General features: G+C 47.0%; 19 protein-coding genes. 3 read left to right on the top strand and 16 right to left on the bottom strand.

Annotation, left to right across the window (positions count from 1 at the left end):
- Nucleotides 1–316, top strand: a 316-nt coding sequence (locus NTW12_15655; GenBank protein ID MCX5847766.1) for a hypothetical protein, incomplete at its 5' end; no start/stop codon positions are given.
- Between the two features lie 98 nt (nucleotides 317–414).
- Here NTW12_15655 and NTW12_15650 read toward each other — a convergent pair.
- From NTW12_15650 to NTW12_15585, 14 genes are all read right to left on the bottom strand, one after another.
- Nucleotides 415–900: a peptidylprolyl isomerase gene (locus NTW12_15650; GenBank protein MCX5847765.1), complete on the bottom strand. Its 486-nt coding sequence runs from the start codon at nucleotides 898–900 to the stop codon at nucleotides 415–417.
- A gap of 183 nt (nucleotides 901–1,083) precedes the next feature.
- Nucleotides 1,084–1,608 carry a hypothetical protein gene (locus NTW12_15645; GenBank protein MCX5847764.1) on the bottom strand — a complete coding sequence of 175 codons (525 nt, stop codon included), beginning with the start codon at nucleotides 1,606–1,608 and terminating at the stop codon, nucleotides 1,084–1,086.
- An 84-nt stretch (nucleotides 1,609–1,692) separates the two neighbouring features.
- Nucleotides 1,693–2,568 (bottom strand): NAD(+) diphosphatase, encoded by an 876-nt coding sequence (gene nudC, locus NTW12_15640; protein MCX5847763.1) that lies wholly within the window; start codon nucleotides 2,566–2,568, stop codon nucleotides 1,693–1,695.
- A gap of 45 nt (nucleotides 2,569–2,613) precedes the next feature.
- Nucleotides 2,614–3,777 (bottom strand): methionine adenosyltransferase, encoded by a 1,164-nt coding sequence (metK, locus tag NTW12_15635; protein MCX5847762.1) that lies wholly within the window; start codon nucleotides 3,775–3,777, stop codon nucleotides 2,614–2,616.
- A 230-nt stretch (nucleotides 3,778–4,007) separates the two neighbouring features.
- Nucleotides 4,008–4,469 carry a VanZ family protein gene (locus NTW12_15630; GenBank protein ID MCX5847761.1) on the bottom strand — a complete coding sequence of 154 codons (462 nt, stop codon included), beginning with the start codon at nucleotides 4,467–4,469 and terminating at the stop codon, nucleotides 4,008–4,010.
- 147 nt (nucleotides 4,470–4,616) lie between these two features.
- Nucleotides 4,617–5,339 (bottom strand): epoxyqueuosine reductase, encoded by a 723-nt coding sequence (locus NTW12_15625; GenBank protein ID MCX5847760.1) that lies wholly within the window; start codon nucleotides 5,337–5,339, stop codon nucleotides 4,617–4,619.
- A gap of 28 nt (nucleotides 5,340–5,367) precedes the next feature.
- The gene (locus tag NTW12_15620; protein MCX5847759.1) at nucleotides 5,368–7,068 is read right to left on the bottom strand and encodes an alpha-amylase family glycosyl hydrolase; all 1,701 of its coding nucleotides are present in this window, start codon (nucleotides 7,066–7,068) and stop codon (nucleotides 5,368–5,370) included.
- Between the two features lie 134 nt (nucleotides 7,069–7,202).
- Entirely contained in the window at nucleotides 7,203–7,604 is a 402-nt protein-coding gene (locus tag NTW12_15615) for a response regulator (protein ID MCX5847758.1), read from the bottom strand.
- Between the two features lie 30 nt (nucleotides 7,605–7,634).
- A complete protein-coding gene (locus tag NTW12_15610; GenBank protein ID MCX5847757.1) occupies nucleotides 7,635–9,104 on the bottom strand; it encodes a PAS domain S-box protein in 1,470 nt (489 codons plus the stop codon).
- A 71-nt stretch (nucleotides 9,105–9,175) separates the two neighbouring features.
- Complete coding sequence (locus tag NTW12_15605; protein MCX5847756.1) at nucleotides 9,176–9,961, bottom strand: acyltransferase; 786 nt, start codon at nucleotides 9,959–9,961, stop codon at nucleotides 9,176–9,178.
- A gap of 62 nt (nucleotides 9,962–10,023) precedes the next feature.
- Nucleotides 10,024–11,316: a DUF362 domain-containing protein gene (locus NTW12_15600; GenBank protein ID MCX5847755.1), complete on the bottom strand. Its 1,293-nt coding sequence runs from the start codon at nucleotides 11,314–11,316 to the stop codon at nucleotides 10,024–10,026.
- Between the two features lie 81 nt (nucleotides 11,317–11,397).
- Nucleotides 11,398–12,570, bottom strand: coding sequence for a thiolase family protein (locus NTW12_15595; protein MCX5847754.1), 1,173 nt, complete (start codon nucleotides 12,568–12,570; stop codon nucleotides 11,398–11,400).
- Between the two features lie 50 nt (nucleotides 12,571–12,620).
- Nucleotides 12,621–13,472 carry a 3-hydroxyacyl-CoA dehydrogenase NAD-binding domain-containing protein gene (locus tag NTW12_15590; GenBank protein ID MCX5847753.1) on the bottom strand — a complete coding sequence of 284 codons (852 nt, stop codon included), beginning with the start codon at nucleotides 13,470–13,472 and terminating at the stop codon, nucleotides 12,621–12,623.
- 83 nt (nucleotides 13,473–13,555) lie between these two features.
- Nucleotides 13,556–15,214, bottom strand: coding sequence for an acyl-CoA synthetase (locus tag NTW12_15585; protein MCX5847752.1), 1,659 nt, complete (start codon nucleotides 15,212–15,214; stop codon nucleotides 13,556–13,558).
- Between the two features lie 488 nt (nucleotides 15,215–15,702).
- Between NTW12_15585 and NTW12_15580 the strand changes: the two genes are divergently transcribed.
- Nucleotides 15,703–16,977 (top strand): radical SAM protein, encoded by a 1,275-nt coding sequence (locus tag NTW12_15580; GenBank protein ID MCX5847751.1) that lies wholly within the window; start codon nucleotides 15,703–15,705, stop codon nucleotides 16,975–16,977.
- Between the two features lie 99 nt (nucleotides 16,978–17,076).
- Nucleotides 17,077–18,732 (top strand): putative manganese-dependent inorganic diphosphatase, encoded by a 1,656-nt coding sequence (locus tag NTW12_15575; protein MCX5847750.1) that lies wholly within the window; start codon nucleotides 17,077–17,079, stop codon nucleotides 18,730–18,732.
- 147 nt (nucleotides 18,733–18,879) lie between these two features.
- Here the strand turns inward: NTW12_15575 and NTW12_15570 are convergent, their stop codons facing one another.
- Nucleotides 18,880–19,152, bottom strand: coding sequence for an HU family DNA-binding protein (locus NTW12_15570; protein ID MCX5847749.1), 273 nt, complete (start codon nucleotides 19,150–19,152; stop codon nucleotides 18,880–18,882).
- 285 nt (nucleotides 19,153–19,437) lie between these two features.
- Nucleotides 19,438–20,019, bottom strand: a complete 582-nt coding sequence (locus NTW12_15565) for a flavodoxin family protein (protein MCX5847748.1) — start codon at nucleotides 20,017–20,019, stop codon at nucleotides 19,438–19,440.
- Between the last annotated feature and the right edge of the window lie 7 nt (nucleotides 20,020–20,026).

Below are 20,026 nucleotides of genomic sequence, written 5' to 3'. Positions count from 1 at the left end.
AGGGAAAACAGGGATTGCGCAACTTGCCCTGAACACGGGGAAAAGGATATTTCCCGTCGGTTGTAATAATTCGGATCAGTTGTATACAGGGAGTTTGCCTTTTGCGAAAAGCGGGCGGATAATCTACCGGGTAGGAGAGCCCCTTTCTCTTGATAATCAGTTGAGAGAATTCAGGATTGATGAACCATTCAAACTGTTTTCCAAAGAATCACAGCAGAAATATAAAAGGCAGTTCGAACAGGTAACAAGAATTATAATGGAAAGCATCAACCAGCTCTTGGACGAGAAGTACCGGCGCGAATTCGCCGGGTCTTAACGTCAGCGATTTTCATATTGCCAAATCAGTGTACCCGGGGCCGGGTATTCTTAACGTATCAACGTTCGAATTTCGCAGGTTCCCTGCCCCCGCTTTTTTTAAACCTCGTGTATTTTTACGTTCAGTATTGTATCTCCCTGCTGAATTACATCGACGACTTCCTGGCCGCTCACTACTTTACCGAATACCGTGTGTCTTCCATCCAGGTGCGGCTGAGGGGAATGGGTAATGAAGAACTGGCTTCCGTTCGTGTTTGGCCCGGAGTTCGCCATCGAAATCACCCCTGTTTCGTGCTTTAACGGATTCCCCTTCAACTCATCTTCAAACCTGTAGCCGGGGCCGCCTCTCCCTGTACCTGTCGGATCTCCACCCTGAATTACGAAATCGCTGATCACTCGATGAAAAGATACGTCGTCATAGAAACCCTCCCTCGCCAGGAAGACGAAGTTATTAACTGTTTTAGGCGCATGGTGTGGATACAGTTCCAATTCAATAACTCCCTTATTGGTCTCAATAACCGCCCTATATGCCTTGACCGGGTCAATCTGCATTTCAGGTGGACTCTTCCATTCCAGCTTTTTCATACTTTATTTCTCCTTGACATGTATGTTTGGGAAAACCTGTACAGCCATTACTTTCTCTGCACGGTGTTGTGTCTATAACAGATATTTACATTTTACGCTATGCCGCACTTGACGCGGTATTCGGTTTTTTCATGGATTCCCGCCTGCGCGGGAATGACGTGAGGGAGATAGTCATTTTTAATGTTACTTTAAAAAATAGGTTTGAGTGGGATGTATTAAATGGAGTCTGCTGGTAGATGCCGTGCGTGTTGTACAATTGCGACGGTCAAGATGCCTCAAACCAATTGAATCGAAAAGGCTGATTCGTTTCTTGGTAATTTTATGAGCAATAGTCCAGTGTTCATGTTCGCCACCCAGGCTGAGGAGAAGCGTCCTCTTTTCTCCTTTCATACGTTCCTCGTCAAGAAATCTCTTCATCTCCGCCCAGAATTCGCCGATCCTCACCGTCGGCTGCTTATGGAAAGGAATGGATCGATGTATTCTATCTCCGATAACATCCTTGAATATGCTCCCCATCACCGTTATGCTGATTCCTGACGTTAACGAAACAGCAAGTTTCTTATTTTCTTCAAGATAACTAATAATCTGCGAAAATAACTCTTTTGATTCCTCGTTATTGAGTCCCCTGATAATCCGCATGGCATTAACAATGCTGTATATACCGCACAGCGAACTCAGGGCGCCCTGTTCATGTGGTTTGAGTTTCATTAGTCACCCCTTAAACCGACTAAATGTTCAAAGGTATATTCAATTATAGAATGTAAGAAGAGGAGATACCGAGTTCCTTCACTGTTACTCATCAGGGCTATATCTTCTCTCCTTCTTCAGTACCCTCGTATCTTTTCCTCTTACCTTCGCATTCACGAACCAGTCGATCAACTCTCTGGCAATACTGATTTTCCCGGGAATGGTGGGAAGTCTGTCAGGATCGTACCATCCGGCATCCGCGATTTCCGTTTCATCAATCTTTATCTCGCCGCTCTCATAGTCTGCGGTAAAACCGATCATAAGAGAATCGGGGAAAGGCCACGGCTGGCTTCCAAAATAACGGATATTCTTGACCTTTATACCAGTCTCTTCTGCAACTTCCCGTCTCACCGTTTCTTCGAGTGTTTCGCCCGGTTCGACAAATCCCGCAAGGACGCTGTACAACTCCGTGGTAAATCGTTTTACGCGGGCAAGGAGCACCCTGTTCTCCTTTTCTACAAGAACGATGACAGCAGGAGAAATGCGTGGAAAGGTCAAGAATCCGCAACCCGGGCATTCTTTAGCGTTCATGCCCTTTGCGCGAGCCATTTCCTTTCCGCAGCAGCTGCAATAACGACGCGTCCTGTCCCACTCAATTATATGTGATGCCTTCATTGCTATCTTGTGGAGAGACGCTTCAAGGCGTCCATACAGATACCTTAACCCGCGAAAAACCATTCTTTCGGCAACGGGAGTATTTTCGGAGATATCGGCGCAATAGCAATGGCGGCCATCACGGGTCCCAAGATACCATTCCCTGATCGGTTGCAGTCCGAGCTCAGGCAGGTCTTTAATAAAAGGGACAGAGACTGTCTCCCCTTCTTCCATGACCATCATCCCGTGGTCCATGAACACGAACCACCACGCCGGCTCTCTCTTCTCCGGTGGCGGATAAACAGAGGGAATAAATCGATTATCCATGGTTTAAAATTGATATTCCTCCGAAAAATGCGAACTCACTAACTTTTATGCATCCTTCTTTAAATCTTTCACCTTGTCAGTTCTCTCCCAGGTAAAGCCAGGCTCGGTTCTCCCAAAGTGGCCATAGGCGGCAGTTTCTCTATAGATAGGTCTTCTCAAATTCAGCATTTCTATGATCCCGCGAGGGGTAAGCTGAAAATGCTTTCTAATCAGTTCTTCAAGTTTTTTATGAGGAATTTTTACCGTTCCAAAACTATTTATCATGATGGAGACCGGATCAGCCACGCCGATGACATAGGCTAACTGAATCATCAACTTATCCGCCAGGCCAGCGGCGACAACGTTTTTCGCGATGTAGCGGGCGGCATACGTGGCAGATCGATCTACCTTCGTGGGATCTTTTCCGGAAAATGCTCCTCCTCCATGGGGCACTGTGCCGCCATAGGTGTCCACAATAATCTTTCTGCCGGTCATGCCGGTATCGGACTGAGGTCCGCCAATTACAAATTTCCCCGTGGCATTCACAAAATACTTGGTTTTATTATCCAAAAGTTCTTTATCAATCACCGGCTTTACCACTTTTTCTATCATCTCTTTTCTGGCCTTTTGGGTAATTGTCTTTCCCGATTTGTCAAGTATATCTTCAGTATGCTGACTGGCTAAAATCACCGTATCCACCCTTTTGGGGATGCCATTTTCATATTCCACCGTGACCTGTGATTTTCCATCCGGACCAAGATAGGGAAGGATATTTTTCTTTCTCACCTCTGCTAATCTGCTGCAGAGCTTATGAGACAGTATAATAGGCATTGGCATGAGTTCAGGAGTTTCCTTGCAGGCAAACCCTACCATCAAACCCTGGTCTCCCGCCCCTCCCACATCCACTCCCTGGGCAATATCCGGAGACTGTGTGCCGATGGCATTCAAAATCGCACAAGTATCTGCACTGAATCCATACGAGGGGTCCGTATAACCAATGTCTTTTACCAGTTGCCGAACAAGTTTTGGCAGGTCAACGTAACCCTTAGAGGTTATCTCACCCCCTACGATAACCAAACCAACGGTGACGAAGGTCTCGCATGCCACCCGGGCAAAGGGATCCTGTTTTATCAAGTCGTCTAACACGGCATCGGAAATCTGATCACACATCTTGTCCGGATGTCCTTCGGTCACTGACTCAGAGGTAAAGAAATATTTCTTTGCTGGCATTTTTAACTCCTTTCACGAAAGCTTAGTAGCATTGATATGATCAAGGCCAAGCAGTATAAAACAATGGACCTTGCCGGTCAATAGTAAAGATAGTTAGCCCATACAGCATGTGAAAAAGATAATGCAAGGTGAATTTATTTCCGCTCAGAAGGTTGTGTTGATGGAAAGACTTAGATAAAACTTTACAGGACGTTATTTTCTCATTTCAGAACGGGCAGAAAGGACAGCGTTTATAAGAGAAAGTACGAAGAGACTCTCCCGCAACGGCGTTGCCAGAGCATTACCGCAATCTGAGAGAGAATACCGCTTGTTGAGTCGATACCTACATCAACAAGAGAAGCTGTTCTTACGGCAACCAACGATTGATGAAACTCATCAGTCACCGCATAAAACACCACGCCGATAAAGGCGTATATTGCCCACCGCAGGCGCCATGCCTGCGGTGATTCGCCACGGAAGGCGCGAAAGAAAAGAAGTCCCAGGATGAAATACTCGGTAACATGCCCGGCCTTTCTGGTCATTCCGTGTATCATATCGACGTCTTGCTGTGAAAGCCAGGGAAAAAGAAAATGCAGAACCGGCACAATAAACCGGGAAGTATGCTCTGAGGAGAATGTTCCGGTTGACATCAAGAAGATAACACCCATCCAGAAAGTAACCGGAAGCCAGTATTTAATAAAATTTCGATACAACGCCGTCCATCACAAAGCAGGTTATCTTCGATAAACCACAAGATAATAACAAACAGAAAATCCGAAGATCAATTAAAAAAATCAACCCTCGCTCAAAATTATCAACTACGCCAACCCTCACCCTCAATGCACAATGAAAAGTGAAAATTACGGAGAGAAACAAGTATTTTTTAGCACTTTCAATCCATAGGGACACACCGCTGAACAAATGCCGCAGGTGTGACCCTTGAGGTACTGAAAGTAGTGTTCTTTTTTCCAGCTATCGCATGCCTGGACATCCAAAATGTCCTCACGCGGCAGTCCAGGATACCAGGCATTTCCCTTCAATGCACGGGCAGGGCAGGCAGCGACACAGCGAGTACAGCGGCCGCAGAAGTTGCGCTCTACAGGCGGCCCACAGGGGAGGATCATATCCGTGAACACGGTTCCCAGGCGAATCCATGAGCCATAGGTGCGGGTAATAAGCTGACAATGGCGGCCTATCCAGCCCAGTCCTGACCGGGTGGCCGCGGTCTTGTGAGGAAAATCTCCCTTGATATTTACCGTATCGGTGCGTTCTGAAGCAGCCAAAGGTTTGGCTCGAAAGCCCCGGTCTCTGATCTCGGCTGCCAGCCTCTCTGCCAGGTCGTTGATTCGGGCGTTCACTCCGGCATATTCATCAGCGTAGGCCTGGTTTGGGCCTTGCAGGATACCGGCCATAATCAAGGGATTCATGGGAATAGCCCATGAAAGGGCGGATGGAAACCCCTGTCCTGGTGCATCATTGGGTGTGGAAAAACCGTGAAGGTCAGCCGCACCCCATAGGGGAATTTTCTGTGTCTGCATCCACGAGGTCAGCCAGGAAGGGAAAGGGGGAGAAGCTGTCGGCAAAGGAGTGTCTCCTTAACTTTTTATTCTGTTAATTCCCGATTCTCAATATCCTGATACCGCAGGGCTCAATATCAACCTTAATATCACTACCCTCTGATTCATACCAGGCTCCGCTTATTCTGTCCTCCAAGTGTATTTTATTTGTATCCTTTATAAAAGAGGAAAGGTTAACCTGTAAACAATATCCATTATGAATATCAAGATTGGCAAAGATCAGATAACCACCGTCGAGTTCTTTCTCCGGGCGGCGCAAGGCGCCCAGCACTGCGCCGTGGCTGCCGTCGATAAATTCCACATTCCCGGCTTGATGAAACACGGATGATTCTGCAAGCACTCGGTTAATATTTCTTATTTCTTCAGTGATATACACATTTTCCTGGAATGTATACTTTTCTTTCCTGCCGATAAAATCTATTTTCTCCGGATGCCCATATTCAACTCCCTGAACGATGCCGGTTTGTCCCGTACCCATGAGAGCTGTCACTGCATAGCGCGGCACAGCAGCCTCTGCTTTGCCGAAAAGCTGGGCCGGTACTCCTGTATCATGTGTGGTAATGGGGAGAAAAAAGCGTACTTTCCGTCCTATGCCATGAATGTAACGCAGATAATTCCGCAGATCATGAGCATAGGGGTATTCCCACTGATTGGCTAAAAAAAGATTGATCTGCCATTCAGCAGCTTTTTTCAGAATAGTATTGGAATCTGTAAAGAACTCCGCCATAACAACCAGGTCTGGATAGGCGCCGCGCAGCTCTTCAAGCAGGTTCGTGATAAACCCTTCATGGCTTGAATGCAGGTTGTCAAGTCGGATCATGCCACCGGTGAGCCGGGCGAAATGGGACCAGAACAGGGAATATTTGTTCATATAATCCCAGATATCGCTGCGAATGTCAGGATTGGGATGATCATAATATATTTTTACAAGATCCCCCCATTTCAGCCATGAGTTCATATGCCAGCAACCGGAACGCTTCAGACCGTCTTTTTCACTCTTGTCGGGCACTATCCACTCCGGGCATAGTTGCACCATTTTGCTTCTGATCCCTATGTGATTGAGCACCAGGTCAAAACAAAGCCGGATTCCCAGTTCTCTGGCCCTTTCAACAAATGTTTCAAAGACAGCAAAACCGGAAGTATTTTCTTTTCCGCCGTAAGCTTTATCGATGGAAAAAAGATCGTAAGCGGAATAGGGGCTTTCAGAAAAATCAAGGCTGGTCATGGGCAGAAGATGAATTGCATTGAAACCAAGCCCTGCGATGTGGGGGAGAAGATCTATCCAGTCGCTGATTGAACCTGAAACCGACGGTATCAAAGTATACATCCTGATATCCTTCAAGGCCTCCGGATCCACAATTACATGGCTGAAAGGAACCCTGTCCCAGTACCAGGTTTTGCCGTTATCAAGAGAATATTTTAATTTGAATTTATAGCTGCCGCAGAACCTTGCCTTATATGATAATCTGTAGCTTCTGCTCGTTTCCCGTTTGAATTCCAGCTCTTGCCATTCGTCTTTTTGACAGTCGATATTTGTATAGAGCAATACTTTGGCACGCGCTTCCTCTTGTTGAAATTCGACTTCCAACGGGAGATGTTCGTTCTGATAGATTCTGAAAAAATCATCGGGAACGACAGAGAAGGAGCGTTGCAAAAGGCCTTCTTTTCCTATTCTCATATTCCGGGATGTAAGATCCGGAATTTCAAAAGGAAGGAAGGGAGGTTGTTCTGCCATGAGTTAGGTCCTTATAGAATGAGTTACAGAGAGGTTGAGGTTTATATTCCCTGCACGACATTTTGTCTAAAAGGGAATACTGCTGTTAACTTCTGTTATGAGGTTGGCGTATTACGGTGGAGTGGGCATTGATATTATGTTAACCCGTAGTTGTCGATTTCCCAGCGTTCAAGTTTTTCAAATGCCTCTTGAGCTGCCTTTAAGAGTACATCAAGTTTAACAGGCTTAACAAAAAAATCGTCAAAACCGGCTGCACGACAATCTAACAAGCCATAAAAGTTACTATAGCCGGTAAAGGCGTAAATAATACCAATTTGATTCTGTTTCCTAATCAATTTACAGAGTTCCATACCACTCATACCGGGAAGATTAAGGTCCAGAAACATGACCATAATGCTTTCTTGTCTGAAAATTTTTATTGCATTTTCAGCGCTTTCGGCGGTCAATACAGTATATCCGGCTGAACTGAAAGCATCTTTCAGCATATCCAGAATGGAAACTTCATCGTCAACGACTAAAATCTTTTTCTCATTCATAATGACCACCTTCTCATATGCAGTTTCAGTTTATTCAGCATCTTTTCCCGAACTCTTATTAATATCAATAATTCGGCTGACTCCCGCATAATCTTGAGTTTGATACTCTTTTATTTTCATTAACTTTCTTGTTATAGAACCCATCCGTTGAGTTTGCTTGTGTATCATATCAAGTTTGCCATGGATAGGATCATCTTCCGAAATATTCTTTAATAATAACTCGGAATATCCTGAGATGATCTGCATGGGTTGATTCATTTCATGGCAGATCGCTCCTGCCATTTCCAGGATACTCTGAAGTTTTTCACGGTGGAGCTGCTCTTCCTCGGCACGCTTGCGGTCTGATATGTCAAGAAGGGTCCCCAAGATTGCCGGTTGACCATTATATATTATCTGTGAACCATAAGCTTCCACGATAATGACTTCACCACCTTTCTTCACCATTTTTAATTCGTAGTGAAGGGAATCAACTTCACCGGAGAGCCGCTGACGAAAATACTCTCTTACCATCGGCCAATCTTCGGGAGCTACAAAATCTTTTGGGGGCTTCATAGTAAGTTCATCCACCGAATACCCCAATATATCCGCCCCTCTGGGATTAACATATTTAAATACGCCGTCCTGAATAAGGTAAACCCCGACGATTGCCTTTTCCGCGAGAATCCTGAACTTATCTTCCGATTCCCTCAGCGCCTCCTCGGCCCGCTTATGCTCAGTGATATCCATTGCATTACCAAGAATGGCAGTCTTCCCTTCATATTGAATATAGGTGCTCGTTTGCATCACCCACATGATCTGTCCCTGCTTGGTGACAATTCTATATTCGTATGGCGTAGGATCTTTCGCCTTCAGCATCGCACGGGTCTTTATCGCAACCGCCTCCTTGTCTTCCGGGTGTATAAAGCAATCTGCATCTTTACCGATCAACTCCTCGGGAGTATAACCGATATCGGCCATAGCGGTGGTATTAACAAAGCGGAATTTCCCGTCCTGTATAATAAATACTGCGGCAAGAGAGCTTTCCGCGAGAGTCTTATACAGTTCCTCAGCTCCCTTGCGTTCAGTGATGTCTATGGCATTCCCCAATATAGCCGGCTTCCCTTCGTATTCGATGGGAGTAACTATCTGCATTATCCACCTGATTTGGCCCTCTTTGGTCACCATCCTGAATTCATATGGTGTAGTATCTTCACCCCGTAGTATCTCACGGCCTTTCCTCTTCACCATCTCCCTGTCTTCAGGATGAACGATCGTATCGGAGTTCCGGCCTATAAGTTCTTCCGGTGTGTAACCTACATACGCAGCTGCACTTGTGTTAATGAAACGGAAAATTCCGCCCTGTACGATAAATACGGCTGCAAGTGAGCTTTCCGCCAGGGTCTTATAGATTTCCTCGGCCTGCTTGCGGTCAGTTTCCGATTTTTCCAACGCAGCAACCCGCCGGCGCATTTCTGCCAACTCTTCTGCAAGTTGCGACTTTGTCTTCTCTTTATCTTTCATCTTTCATGCCTTGGAGAACATTGAGTAACGGTTGAAACGTTCACTATTTGCCGGACCGGTTTCAGTGCGGATCAATGATAAAACTTTTCCCTTCTATCGAGAAAAATATGATTAAAACGATTCAAGTTCTTGTCCCTTGACAAAGTAACATCTATCTCAGCGATACCGATTTCTTCAGTCTCGGCGCCTGCGCGGTACAGAATTGTTGCATTCGGGGCTGTTATCTGGCTTCTGCCTGTATAAGAGAAGCTTTTTCCGTTTCTCTTCTCCTCGCCTGTCCTGTTTGCCGTAACGGCAAAAACACGGTTTTCGAGACACCTGGTAATCATCGCATCCTGACAGAAGGGGAGCACCAGATTAGCACTATGGCAGATTACATCTGCCCCTTTGAGAGCGAGGGTACGCATAGATTCAGGGAAAAACCAGTCAAAGCAAACCATAACCCCGATTGTGCATATCCCTATATCAAAGACATTAAACCCCATATCACCCGGCTTAAACCACAGTTTTTCTTCATTAAAAAGATGAATCTTCCTGTACTTTCCCAAATACCCTGAGGGGGAGATAACTACTGCCGAATTGAAAAGATTCTCATTGTGCCTTTCAATCAGGCCGGCAACGATATGCGCGTTTTTCTTGCGGGCTATTGCACTCAATGCCTCTGTGGTCTTACCGCCGGGCAGCGGCTCTGATAGATCAAATGCCTCCTCCTTCGAGGTTATGAGATAACCCGTATTAAATAACTCCGGCAGAACAATGATCTCAGCATCGGTCCTTTCAATGAGTGTTACGGCTTTTTCGATATTGCCTTCTCTCTCACCAAATAAAGGATTGAATTGAATAAAGGCTGCTTTCATAATGATCACCTTAATCTAAGCATCAAAATATGACGGTTGGGGATTCGTTTCTTGATAACAGATTATTTATAGAAATCCCAGGAATACCCGTCCTGATTATCGTATTTTTCACCCTGCTGTCTGAGATAATCCCAGTATACGGTTTCATTAATATCAAGTGCTGCATCCCTCAATGCCGCAATCACATCCTCTGAGTTTGGCGGGCACCCCGTCACCTTTATCGACTTCCGGATATTTATATTTTCCTTATTTGCCTTGATGATGCAATTACCGAGGAGAACGGTTTTATCATACCCCGGCCGCGCCTGCATTTTCTTGCCGTTGAGGATCTCGACGCTGGGAAGAGGCTGGCCCTTAAATGCTGATAAAACAAGGATATTTACCATGTTGGCAAACGGGGAACATCCGGAGCAGAGGGTTTCATCGTATTTGGGGACAGCGATGCCGGTCACACCGAATTTTTCAAAGACAGAGGGACCGGTGTTGTCTTTGGTCCATCCCCAGTCCCACTTGAGAGGTTTGACATGATCTGCAAGCGCCTCACCCACAAGTTCATAATCATCCAGGTTCAAGGATTTGTTATGCCGTTTGCCATACTCAACGAAGTGAAGAATGTCCTGCGGGTCGAAGCCTATGGTTTTTGCCGCAAGCATGTCGGCGGCAAGGATATCGCGGGACGCAATGATAACCTCTTTTCTGAAGGCGTTTCCGAAATGAAGGGCGCCCCGCTCCAGGGCATAGATGCCATCCACGATTGTCAGCGCAGGTTTTACGCAATCGGCGACGAATGTAAAACAGTACTCCAAGCCAAGGTTTGTGTGATGACAGAGTTTTTTTGAAGAGGTTTTCAGGCAGCCCTTGAGATTTTTCAGTCCGAGGGATACCTTCGATTGGGCGTGGGTTTTCAGCACGGGAAAGTTAATGAGGAAGTCCGATTCCACAGCTTCCTTTGCAAGATGGAGCGTGAGTCCGTCCTGGACATTCATGATAACCGGTTCGCTAACATTAAAATCAACAAGCTTGATCCCGTATTTCTTAATCAGCTTGTAATATCCAAGACCTGTATATGCATCCATGGTCCCCGTGCCTTTTTGAAATTCAACCGATCCCTCGCCAATGGAGATATCTCTACACCCGTAATCTTTGAGCATGATGACCAGATCCTCAACAAGCCGAGTCGTTGTAAACACGCCGAACGGCGCTATTGTAAACTGGTTATCCCATGTAACGAGATTCGGTTTAATGAGGACTCCGGCATTCTTGTCCAGCTTCTCAAATCCACTGCAAAGCTCAATTGTTTCTTTGAGAGAATCGGGACTGCCGGTATACTGAACTAAAGATACCAATGGCTTCATAGCGGGCTTCCTCTTACTAAAAAAGAAAAGCACAGAGACGTATTAAATAAAAAAAGCATCTTTACCTTGAGATTTCTTTTCTTAGACTCTTTCAAAAATCGTTGCAGGAGCCATTCCCCCGCCCGTGCAGAGCGAAACGAGCGCGTACCTGGCCTTACGCCGCATAAGTTCATTGATCGCCGTGACACTAAGGCGGCAACCCGAATTGCCGACCGGATGGCCGAGGGCGAGGGCGCCGCCGTTCACATTCAGTTTGCTCTGATCTGCCTGTAGCTCCTTAACCCAGGCAAGGGGTATCGGCGCGAAGGCCTCATTGATTTCAAAAATATCGATATCATCCATGACGAGGCCCGCTTTCTTCAGAACTTTCGGGGTTGAATAAATAGGCCCCGTGAGCATGATCTCGGGATCTGATCCGATGACGGCGCTCGCGACAATCCGGGCAATCGGATTGAGCTTGAGTTCCTTTACCTTCTCTTCGCTCATGAGAACCACAGCGGATGAGCCGTCTGTGATGGTGCTCGCTATCCCTACGGTTATCCATCGGGTATTGGGTAAAACTTTAAGAGCAAAAAGCGTCTCCTGGGTTGTCTCAGGCCTGATGGTTTCATCGGTATCCCGGACGATCTCATTGCCGTCTTTATCAACACCCTTCATGGGCAGAATCTCATTTTTGAAATGCCCGTTGACGGTTGCCGTGTGGGCCTTCTTATGGCTCGCAATAGCAAATTCATGGCATTCTTCGCGTGTAATATCCCACTTATCCGCGATCATTTGCGCCGCTTTGATCTGATCAGGATTGCCATATTTGCTCGTGTAATATCCCCCGAAGGGATTTCCCATGGGCTTGCCGGTATACAGGGTGCCGTTCAAATCCGAGAACATGGTGTACTTCGACATAAATTCGCATCCGCTCGCAATCACCACATCCATTGTCCCGGAAGCAATCATGCCTTGGGCGATTTGGATGGCGGTGAGACTGCTCCCGCACTGACGGTTCACCGAGACGCCGGGGACGGTCATCGGTAACTTCGAGGCCAACACTCCCATGCGCGCCAGGGTAAAACCCTGTTCACCGACCTGGTACACGGTGCCGGTGATGACATCCTCCACAATTTCAGGATCGAGATCAATCCTGCGGACAACTTCATCCAGCGCAGCGCCCAGGAGTTCGGGAGCTGTCCAGTTCCGCAGATACCCATTCTGTCTGCCGATCGGCGTCCTCACAGCGCTAACAATAAAAACGTCCTTCATAAGTCTCCCCTTACTCTAATATTTTGATTATCTTATAATGTTATGGGCAGCTATTTTTTTGTGTAATCGTACACTCCTTTGCCGGTTTTTCTTCCAAGACGCCCTGCCCTGACCAGTTTTTTCAAAAGTGGAGCCGGACGGTATTTATCTCCCATCTCTTTGTGCATGCCCTCCATTACGCGAAGGAGCGTTTCATTCCCCACAAGATCGGACAGGGCGAGCGGTCCAATCGGATGATTACAGCCCAATACCATGCCCTTGTCTATATCCTCCGCGCTCGCAATACCTTCATCAAGGGTAAAAAAAGCCTCATTAAGCATGGTACAGAGTATCCTGTTTACCGCAAAGGCCGGCGCTTCCTTCACGACAATGACTTCCTTGCCGATCTTTTTCCCCCATTCCCTGGCAATCTCAAGGGTCTCGTCCGAGGTCTCATAGCCCCTGATAATCTCCAGAAGGCGCATTACCGGCACGGGATTGAAGAAATGGGTTCCGATAAACCGGTCCGGCCGTTTTGTGATGGCCGCCATCTCCGTGATAGAAAGACCGGAGGTATTTGTAAAAAACAGGCAGTGGGCAGGCACGATCTCTTCCAACTCCTTGTAAACCTGCTTTTTAACATCCATCACTTCTATAACTACCTCTACCACAACGTCGGCATTGGCGGCTGCCTCTTTAAGAGTGAGGGTCGGCTTGATCCTTCCCAGAATTGCAGTCATCTCCTCCTGGGTCTTTTTCCCCTTCTCCACGTCGCGGCTCAGGTTCTTCTTTATCGTATTCATCCCAGCGTCGATAAACCTCTGCTCAATATCCCTCATTGTTACCTGAAAACCTGCCTGGGCGCATACCTGAGCAATGCCGCTCCCCATCAAACCGGCTCCTAAGACACAAACATTCTGAATATCCATAATCCATCTCCTCTTTTATCTTTTATTTGGACCTGCCCCCGTTATGGGAAGAAACCTGCTTTTCCTCGTCCCATTTATTATTTACCTGCAAATATTTCTTTATACATCACGCGCATTTCCCTCTTCAGAATCTTTCCTGTTGGTGTCTTGGGGAGGGCATCGAGAAAGATTACGGCTTTCGGACATTTAAATGTAGCAAGTTCCTTCCGGCAGTGCGCCATGATCTCTTCCTCCGTAATTATCTCACCCTTTTTGGGAACGATCACCGCCGTTACCGCCTCAACCCACTTCGGATGCGGTAAACCGATGACGGCAACCTCCTGAACTCTTTTATCCAGGTATATGGCCTCTTCCACTTCACGGGTCGGGACATTTTCGCCGCCTGTCTTAATCATGTCTTTCTTCCGATCGGCAACGGTTATATATCTATCCTCATCCATAACACCGACATCGCCGGAATGGAACCATCCTCCCTTCATAGCCTCTTCCGTTTTCTCCGGATCCTTGAAATACATAGCCAAAGCATGGGGACCCTTCCCGCAGATCTCCCCGGGAATACCCTGTTGATCAACGGGTTTATAATTATCATCTTCCAGTCTTGTTTCCATGTTCAACCCGCCCATTCCGGCGGAGCCGAGCTTTTGTAATGCATCTTTTGCCTTGAGAATTGTATGATAGGGAGCAAGTTCCGTTTGACCATAATAATTGTAGATTTTCGTCCCCGGTAATCTTTCGATGAGTTCTTTCAACACCTCCACCGGCATTATCGATGCGCCGTAGTAACATTTTTTGAGACTGGAGAGGTCATACTTATTAAAATCGGGATGCCTGAGCATTCCTATCCAGACGGTCGGCGGCGCAAAGAAGAGCGTTGCTTTATAGTCGGCGATATTTTTGAGAATCTGACTGATATCGGGAACAAGCAATACATTGGTTCCGCCGACCCAGAAAATCGGGTTTAAAAACACATCACGCTGTGCACAGTGATATATGGGAAGGGCGTTAATAGAAATGTCATCTTCGTCGTACTGTCCGTCAATAATAGCTCCCATATACTGGGCCATCAGGGCTTGATTGCTGATGATAACGCCCTTTGGCAGTGTCTCTGTGCCACTCGTATAGGTCATTTGCACCGGGTCCTCTATATGAAGGAGTACATCAGGTTCATCATCAGGAAATTTTTTATACCAGGCATCAAAATCCTTAAATTGATCACTCACAGGAGGCTTCCCGGCACCCTGACTGGACCAGATCCAGGTTTTCACGGTGGGCATATCATTGAGGACATCTTTTACCAGATCATAGAGGGTATCCTCAACGATAAAGACGTTACTTTCAGAGTGGTTTATACAGTAGGAGATATCCTTGCCCCTTAAAAGATAATTAATCGCCAGGTAGATCGCACCTATTTTGGCGCATCCAAGCCAGGTCAAGACGTGGTGAATCGTGTTATGAGCCAGAATGGCAACACGATCGTACTTTTTTACTCCGAGGTCTGACAGCGCATTGGCTACCTGGTTGCATTCAGCTTCAAGCTGGGCATAGGTGAGTGTTTTATCCTGAAAGATCAGGGCCTTCTTGTCAGGATAATGGTATCTGCTGCGTCGGATCATGTCCGCAATGACCCACCGGTTAACCCTGTTGTATCGATTCATCAGGAATTCGACATTTTCTTTATTCAAGGTATAGTATCTTGCCTTCTCCTCTTCCGTTAAAGCTTTCCAAAGATCTGCCATACTTTCTTTCCCCCTTTTTTTTGCTCTCTATTATTTTAAATTGACCGATCCTTCGTACTGCCGCCATCCGATGCCGGAACTATCAAACACTTACCCTTTCCTGTGCCGCCTCAAAAATGAGGCGGCACCTGCACTGTCCACGATTGCGAATTGACCTCCCACTGAGCTTTTACCATATTTTTACATAGAGTTCTTCGGATTTTTTGTATAGAAATATTTCCAGCACAGGAACAGCCGTTACCGCACGTATGAAATTATGGAGATTAATAAATAAAAATCACTATACGAGACCTTTGAAAAACACACTCCTCACGTCATTCCGGCGGAAGCCGGAATCCAGCACTATGCGAAATGACTGGATTCCGGGTCAAGCCCGGAATGACGAAGGAAGGATTCAATGAGAAATTCAAAGGTCTCTATACATTGAGATGTTGAATTAAATGTATGTTACTATTATAAAGATGGAATGATGGTGGGAGGGTGGTCAAATGAGAGTTCTCCTCATATCCGCAAATACTGAACAGATCAATATTCTTCCGTTACCCATGGGATTGCATTGTGTCGCAGGTGCGGTACGGAACGCAGGACATGATGTAAAAATGATAGATCTTATGACCGAAAAAGATAACCGGTTGTCCATCAGGGACGCGATTGTTGCTTTCCATCCCGAGATAATAGGTATCTCTGTGAGAAACATCGATGACCAGAATATGGAAAACCCGATATTTCTCTTAGAGCAGGTGAAAAGAGTTGTAAACGATTGTCGGAGCAGTTCAGGCGCCCCTATCATTTTAGGCGGAGCAGGTTACAGCATCTTCCCGGAAAGCGCCTTGAATTATCTGGAAGCCGATATGGGAATACAGGGAGAGGGAGAGATGGCATTCCCCATCCTTTTGGATAGGATCGAACAAGGCGCCGACCTTACGGGTACACCCGGCCTTTATCTGCGGGGTCTCGGCCTTCAGGGAAAACGGGAGTTTGTGAAAAACCTGGATACATTGCCTCTCCCCGATGCTCATATTTCTTCTCTTTCTTATACCGGTGATCAGGAACGCTGGATGCCGGTTCAGACGAGACGCGGCTGCCCCATGAACTGCAGTTATTGTTCTACAGCGACTATCGAAGGCTACTCTATCAGGAAACGACGCCCGGAAAATGTCATTGAGGAGATTGCCCGCCATGCCGATGCCGGATTCCAGAGGTTTTATTTCGTCGATAATACCTTCAATATTCCTCTGCCCTACGCCAAGGAATTTTGCCGTAACCTTATAGAAAGCGGATTGAAAATATCCTGGAGGTGCATCTTTTACCCCGGGAAGTTTGATAAAGAATTTATTCACCTGTTGGCAAGAGCCGGCTGCACGGAGGTAAGTCTGGGATTTGAAAGCGGTTCTGAGCGAATTCTGCGCACTATGAATAAGAAGTATACCCCTGATGCCGTTCGCCAGACATCAGAAATACTTAAGGACTTCGGAATCAAACGGATGGGATTTTTGCTGTTGGGGGGACCCGGTGAAACAAGAGCGTCGGTTGAACAAAGCCTTGCCTTTGCTGATTCGCTAAACCTGGATCTATTAAAAATCACTATTGGTATCCGTATCTATCCCCATACGGCATTGGCGAACACCGCCGTCGACGACGGGTTGATCCTTCCGGAGGAAAATCTCCTTTTCCCAAGATTTTATATAGTCAGCAAACTCAAGGACTGGATACACGAAACCGTAAGGGTTTGGATGGCTGATCGACCCCATTGGATGAGTTGATCTGAATGTGAGAGCTTCAAAAAAGATCCACTTGAATTTATTAAGCATAAATAAGTATTATGATGCCTGAAGATTTTATCTCCGGATGACAGGTGACCTATGGAAAGAGAAAAAAAGATCATAATTTTTGGTCATAAAAACCCCGATACGGATTCGATCGTCTCGGCAATCGCCTATGCAGAATTGAAACAGACCCTGGGGTATGCAAATTGCTTCGCTGCCCGGTGCGGGAAGGTGAATCTCCAGACGGAGTACATCCTGGAGCGGTTCAATGTGCCTTCACCGGAGTTCGTGAGCGAACTCATCCCGAAGGTGAGAAACTACATGAGCTATCTGCCCACGACGGTTCCCCATGACATGCCGCTGTGGCATGCACTGGAAACCCTGAACAAAGGAAACTACAAGATGCTCCCCATCGTGGACGGCGAAGGGCGGCTTCATTCCATACTGCATTTCAACGCCTTCGCCCAGAACATGCTTAAAAAGATCGACCCCAATCGAAAGGGCGTCTTTCCCACCTCCGTGGCCCATATGGTGAAAACCCTTGGAGCACAGCCCGTGACGATCTTCGACGGAGAGACAATCTTCCAGGCCCAGATCGTCGTGGCGGCCTATGAGTTCGACACCTTCAAGGAGCACATCGACGCTATGCCCCTTCCCAACACCATCGTCCTTGTGGGAAACCGCCATGACGTGCAGGAGTATGTAATCGAGAGGAAGTCCCGGGTCCTTGTCGTGACGGGCGGACGCCCCATCAGCCGGGAGTTGAAGAAGCGGGCAGATGAGAACGGAGTTTCCATCCTGATTTCGCCCTACGACACGTCGACCACATCGTGGCTCACTCTTTACTCGTCGCCGGTTGCGCACACGGGCGACACCGCACTCAAGCCGCTCAAGGAAGGCGATTACATCGGTACTATAAAGACGCAACTTATGGAGTCTGTTTCCCGGTCTCTCCCGGTTGTAGACGGCGACAACAAGGTCATCGGCATCCTCTCCCAGAGTGATCTCATGCGCGAGCCCGACATCGAGATCATCATGGTGGACCACAATGAGAACTCTCAGGCCGTCGACGGGATTGAAAACTACCGGATACAGGAGATTATCGACCACCACCGGCTGGGGAACGTCCACACGAACTACCCCATTATTTTCATCAACAAGCCCGTGGGGTCAACCTCGACCATCATCGCCTCGCTTTACCAGGACTACCGGGTGCCCATGCGCAACGAGATTGCGTCAATCCTGCTGGCGGGCATCCTCTCGGACACGCTGATCCTGCATTCGGCAACGACAACGGAGACAGACCGCCACACGGCAGAGTACCTTTCGGCCATCACCGACCTTCCCATCGAAGCATTCGGGAAGGACATTATGGGAGCGGCTTCGCTCGTGGCCCTTAAGCCCGTGGATGATATTCTCTCGCTCGACATGAAGCACTTCGGCGAGGGCAAGAACTCATTCACCGTGAGCCAGGTGGAGGTGAGCACCTTCACAGAAATCATGGACCGCAAGGATGAGATCCTCGAAGGGCTGGAACGCCTCCAGGCGAAAACAGGAAACCTCTTCACGGCCATCATGGTGACGGATATCACGGAACTTGATAGCGTTCTCTTTATCAGGGGGGACCGGGTTTTCATCAGCCAGATCCGCTACCCGAAGATGGAGGAAAACGTCTATATTTTAAAGGGAATCCTCTCGCGGAAGAAACAGCTCATTCCGATCCTCATGGAACTCATTCAGAAAAATCAGTGAGAGGAGGATAGTTGTTTTTGAGATCGGGTGGATTTTCTTTAACGGACTGTACGATGAATGGAAGCGAGGGTTGTTAAGAATGATAACGGGGGGGCGCCGAATATTTCCCCCCGTTATCAAGGGTCAGGGGCCTTACCTGACATATTATTATTTCGCTACAGCCGCCTTCAACCCCTTCCCGGCAGTGAACTTAGGGACTTTTTTGGCTGCAATCTTGATCGGTTTTCCGTTCTGAGGATTTCTTCCCGTTCTGGCAGACCTTTTCGCGACGGAGAACGTCCCGAAGCCGACGAGAGTTACCTTCTCTCCCTTTTTCAGCGCTTTCTTGACCGCCTCAATAAAGGCATCAACGGCCTTTCCCGCCTCTGCTTTGCTGCAGGTAGTTTTAGCGACCACATCGATGAGATCTCCTTTGTTCATTCCTTCATCCTCCCTTTTTAGTAGTTGATTTTATTAATTAACACGTTCAGAAGTCTCTTGCTCCATTCACCAATGCACCCTAGAGAAAAAACCACTGAACGAACATTAATAACGGCTTCAAATCTTTTTTATCAATTGAAATTGCTGGTTTACTGCCTTATTTATTATAAAAAAGCAATACCAGAAAAATATATGGAATATACGAGGATAAAACCAGTATTACAGAAAGTGTGCTTCAACCATCACCTTTTCCATCCCGATTCATTCCTTCCTTTGGGCCCTTGTTCATTCACTGACCAACTGTTTCCCAAGTTCCTCGGCTTCTTTCATTAAGGTGTCATTATTTTTGATTTCTCCGGCATCCATGGCACTCCCATAAACCATTCCGACAATACATGCCTGAACATATCCGAATGCATCCTGAAACGTTCTGAGAGCATTGACACAACCGGATTTAACCGGATCAACATCTCCATAACTCATGGCTATTGCGATCCGTTTATCCACAAATGCTTCCTTGGCGCACGGCAGCAAAGCGAAACAGCGATCCATCCATAGTTTGGTCTGTGCAGACATGGTAAACCAATAGACAGGACTGGCGATAACCCACGCATCAGCTTCCCTCAACTGCTTATAGACAGACTGCATGTCGTCATTGATTGAACATCCTTTGCTATCAGGTTTCTGACAGGCATAGCATGATTTACAGGGGGCGATATTCATCCCATGCATAAAGAGGGTCTCTACTTTTGCGCCAACTGATTTCGCTCCTTTGGTAATCCTTTCAGCCAATAGAGCACTATTTCCTTTCTTCCGTGGGCTTCCCAGTAAAACGAGTACCTTTTTCACAGCTTTCTTTTTGGTCATCTTGATC

The organism is Deltaproteobacteria bacterium (genome assembly GCA_026388545.1).
Classification (GTDB): domain Bacteria; phylum Desulfobacterota; class Syntrophia; order Syntrophales; family UBA2185; genus JAPLJS01.
This window is presented reverse-complemented; position numbering and strand designations above follow the sequence as displayed.

Coding starts and splice junctions, on each gene's coding strand:
- NTW12_15615 (MCX5847758.1), bottom strand. CDS start 7,604: ATGAATGAGAAAAAGATTTTAGTCGTTGACGATGAAGTTTCCATTCTG.
- metK (MCX5847762.1), bottom strand. CDS start 3,777: ATGCCAGCAAAGAAATATTTCTTTACCTCTGAGTCAGTGACCGAAGGA.
- NTW12_15575 (MCX5847750.1), top strand. CDS start 17,077: ATGGAAAGAGAAAAAAAGATCATAATTTTTGGTCATAAAAACCCCGAT.
- NTW12_15650 (MCX5847765.1), bottom strand. CDS start 900: ATGAAAAAGCTGGAATGGAAGAGTCCACCTGAAATGCAGATTGACCCG.
- NTW12_15595 (MCX5847754.1), bottom strand. CDS start 12,570: ATGAAGGACGTTTTTATTGTTAGCGCTGTGAGGACGCCGATCGGCAGA.
- NTW12_15600 (MCX5847755.1), bottom strand. CDS start 11,316: ATGAAGCCATTGGTATCTTTAGTTCAGTATACCGGCAGTCCCGATTCT.
- NTW12_15610 (MCX5847757.1), bottom strand. CDS start 9,104: ATGAAAGATAAAGAGAAGACAAAGTCGCAACTTGCAGAAGAGTTGGCA.
- NTW12_15605 (MCX5847756.1), bottom strand. CDS start 9,961: ATGAAAGCAGCCTTTATTCAATTCAATCCTTTATTTGGTGAGAGAGAA.
- NTW12_15580 (MCX5847751.1), top strand. CDS start 15,703: ATGAGAGTTCTCCTCATATCCGCAAATACTGAACAGATCAATATTCTT.
- nudC (MCX5847763.1), bottom strand. CDS start 2,568: ATGGATAATCGATTTATTCCCTCTGTTTATCCGCCACCGGAGAAGAGA.
- NTW12_15645 (MCX5847764.1), bottom strand. CDS start 1,608: ATGAAACTCAAACCACATGAACAGGGCGCCCTGAGTTCGCTGTGCGGT.
- NTW12_15565 (MCX5847748.1), bottom strand. CDS start 20,019: ATGACCAAAAAGAAAGCTGTGAAAAAGGTACTCGTTTTACTGGGAAGC.
- NTW12_15620 (MCX5847759.1), bottom strand. CDS start 7,068: ATGGCAGAACAACCTCCCTTCCTTCCTTTTGAAATTCCGGATCTTACA.
- NTW12_15570 (MCX5847749.1), bottom strand. CDS start 19,152: ATGAACAAAGGAGATCTCATCGATGTGGTCGCTAAAACTACCTGCAGC.
- NTW12_15585 (MCX5847752.1), bottom strand. CDS start 15,214: ATGGCAGATCTTTGGAAAGCTTTAACGGAAGAGGAGAAGGCAAGATAC.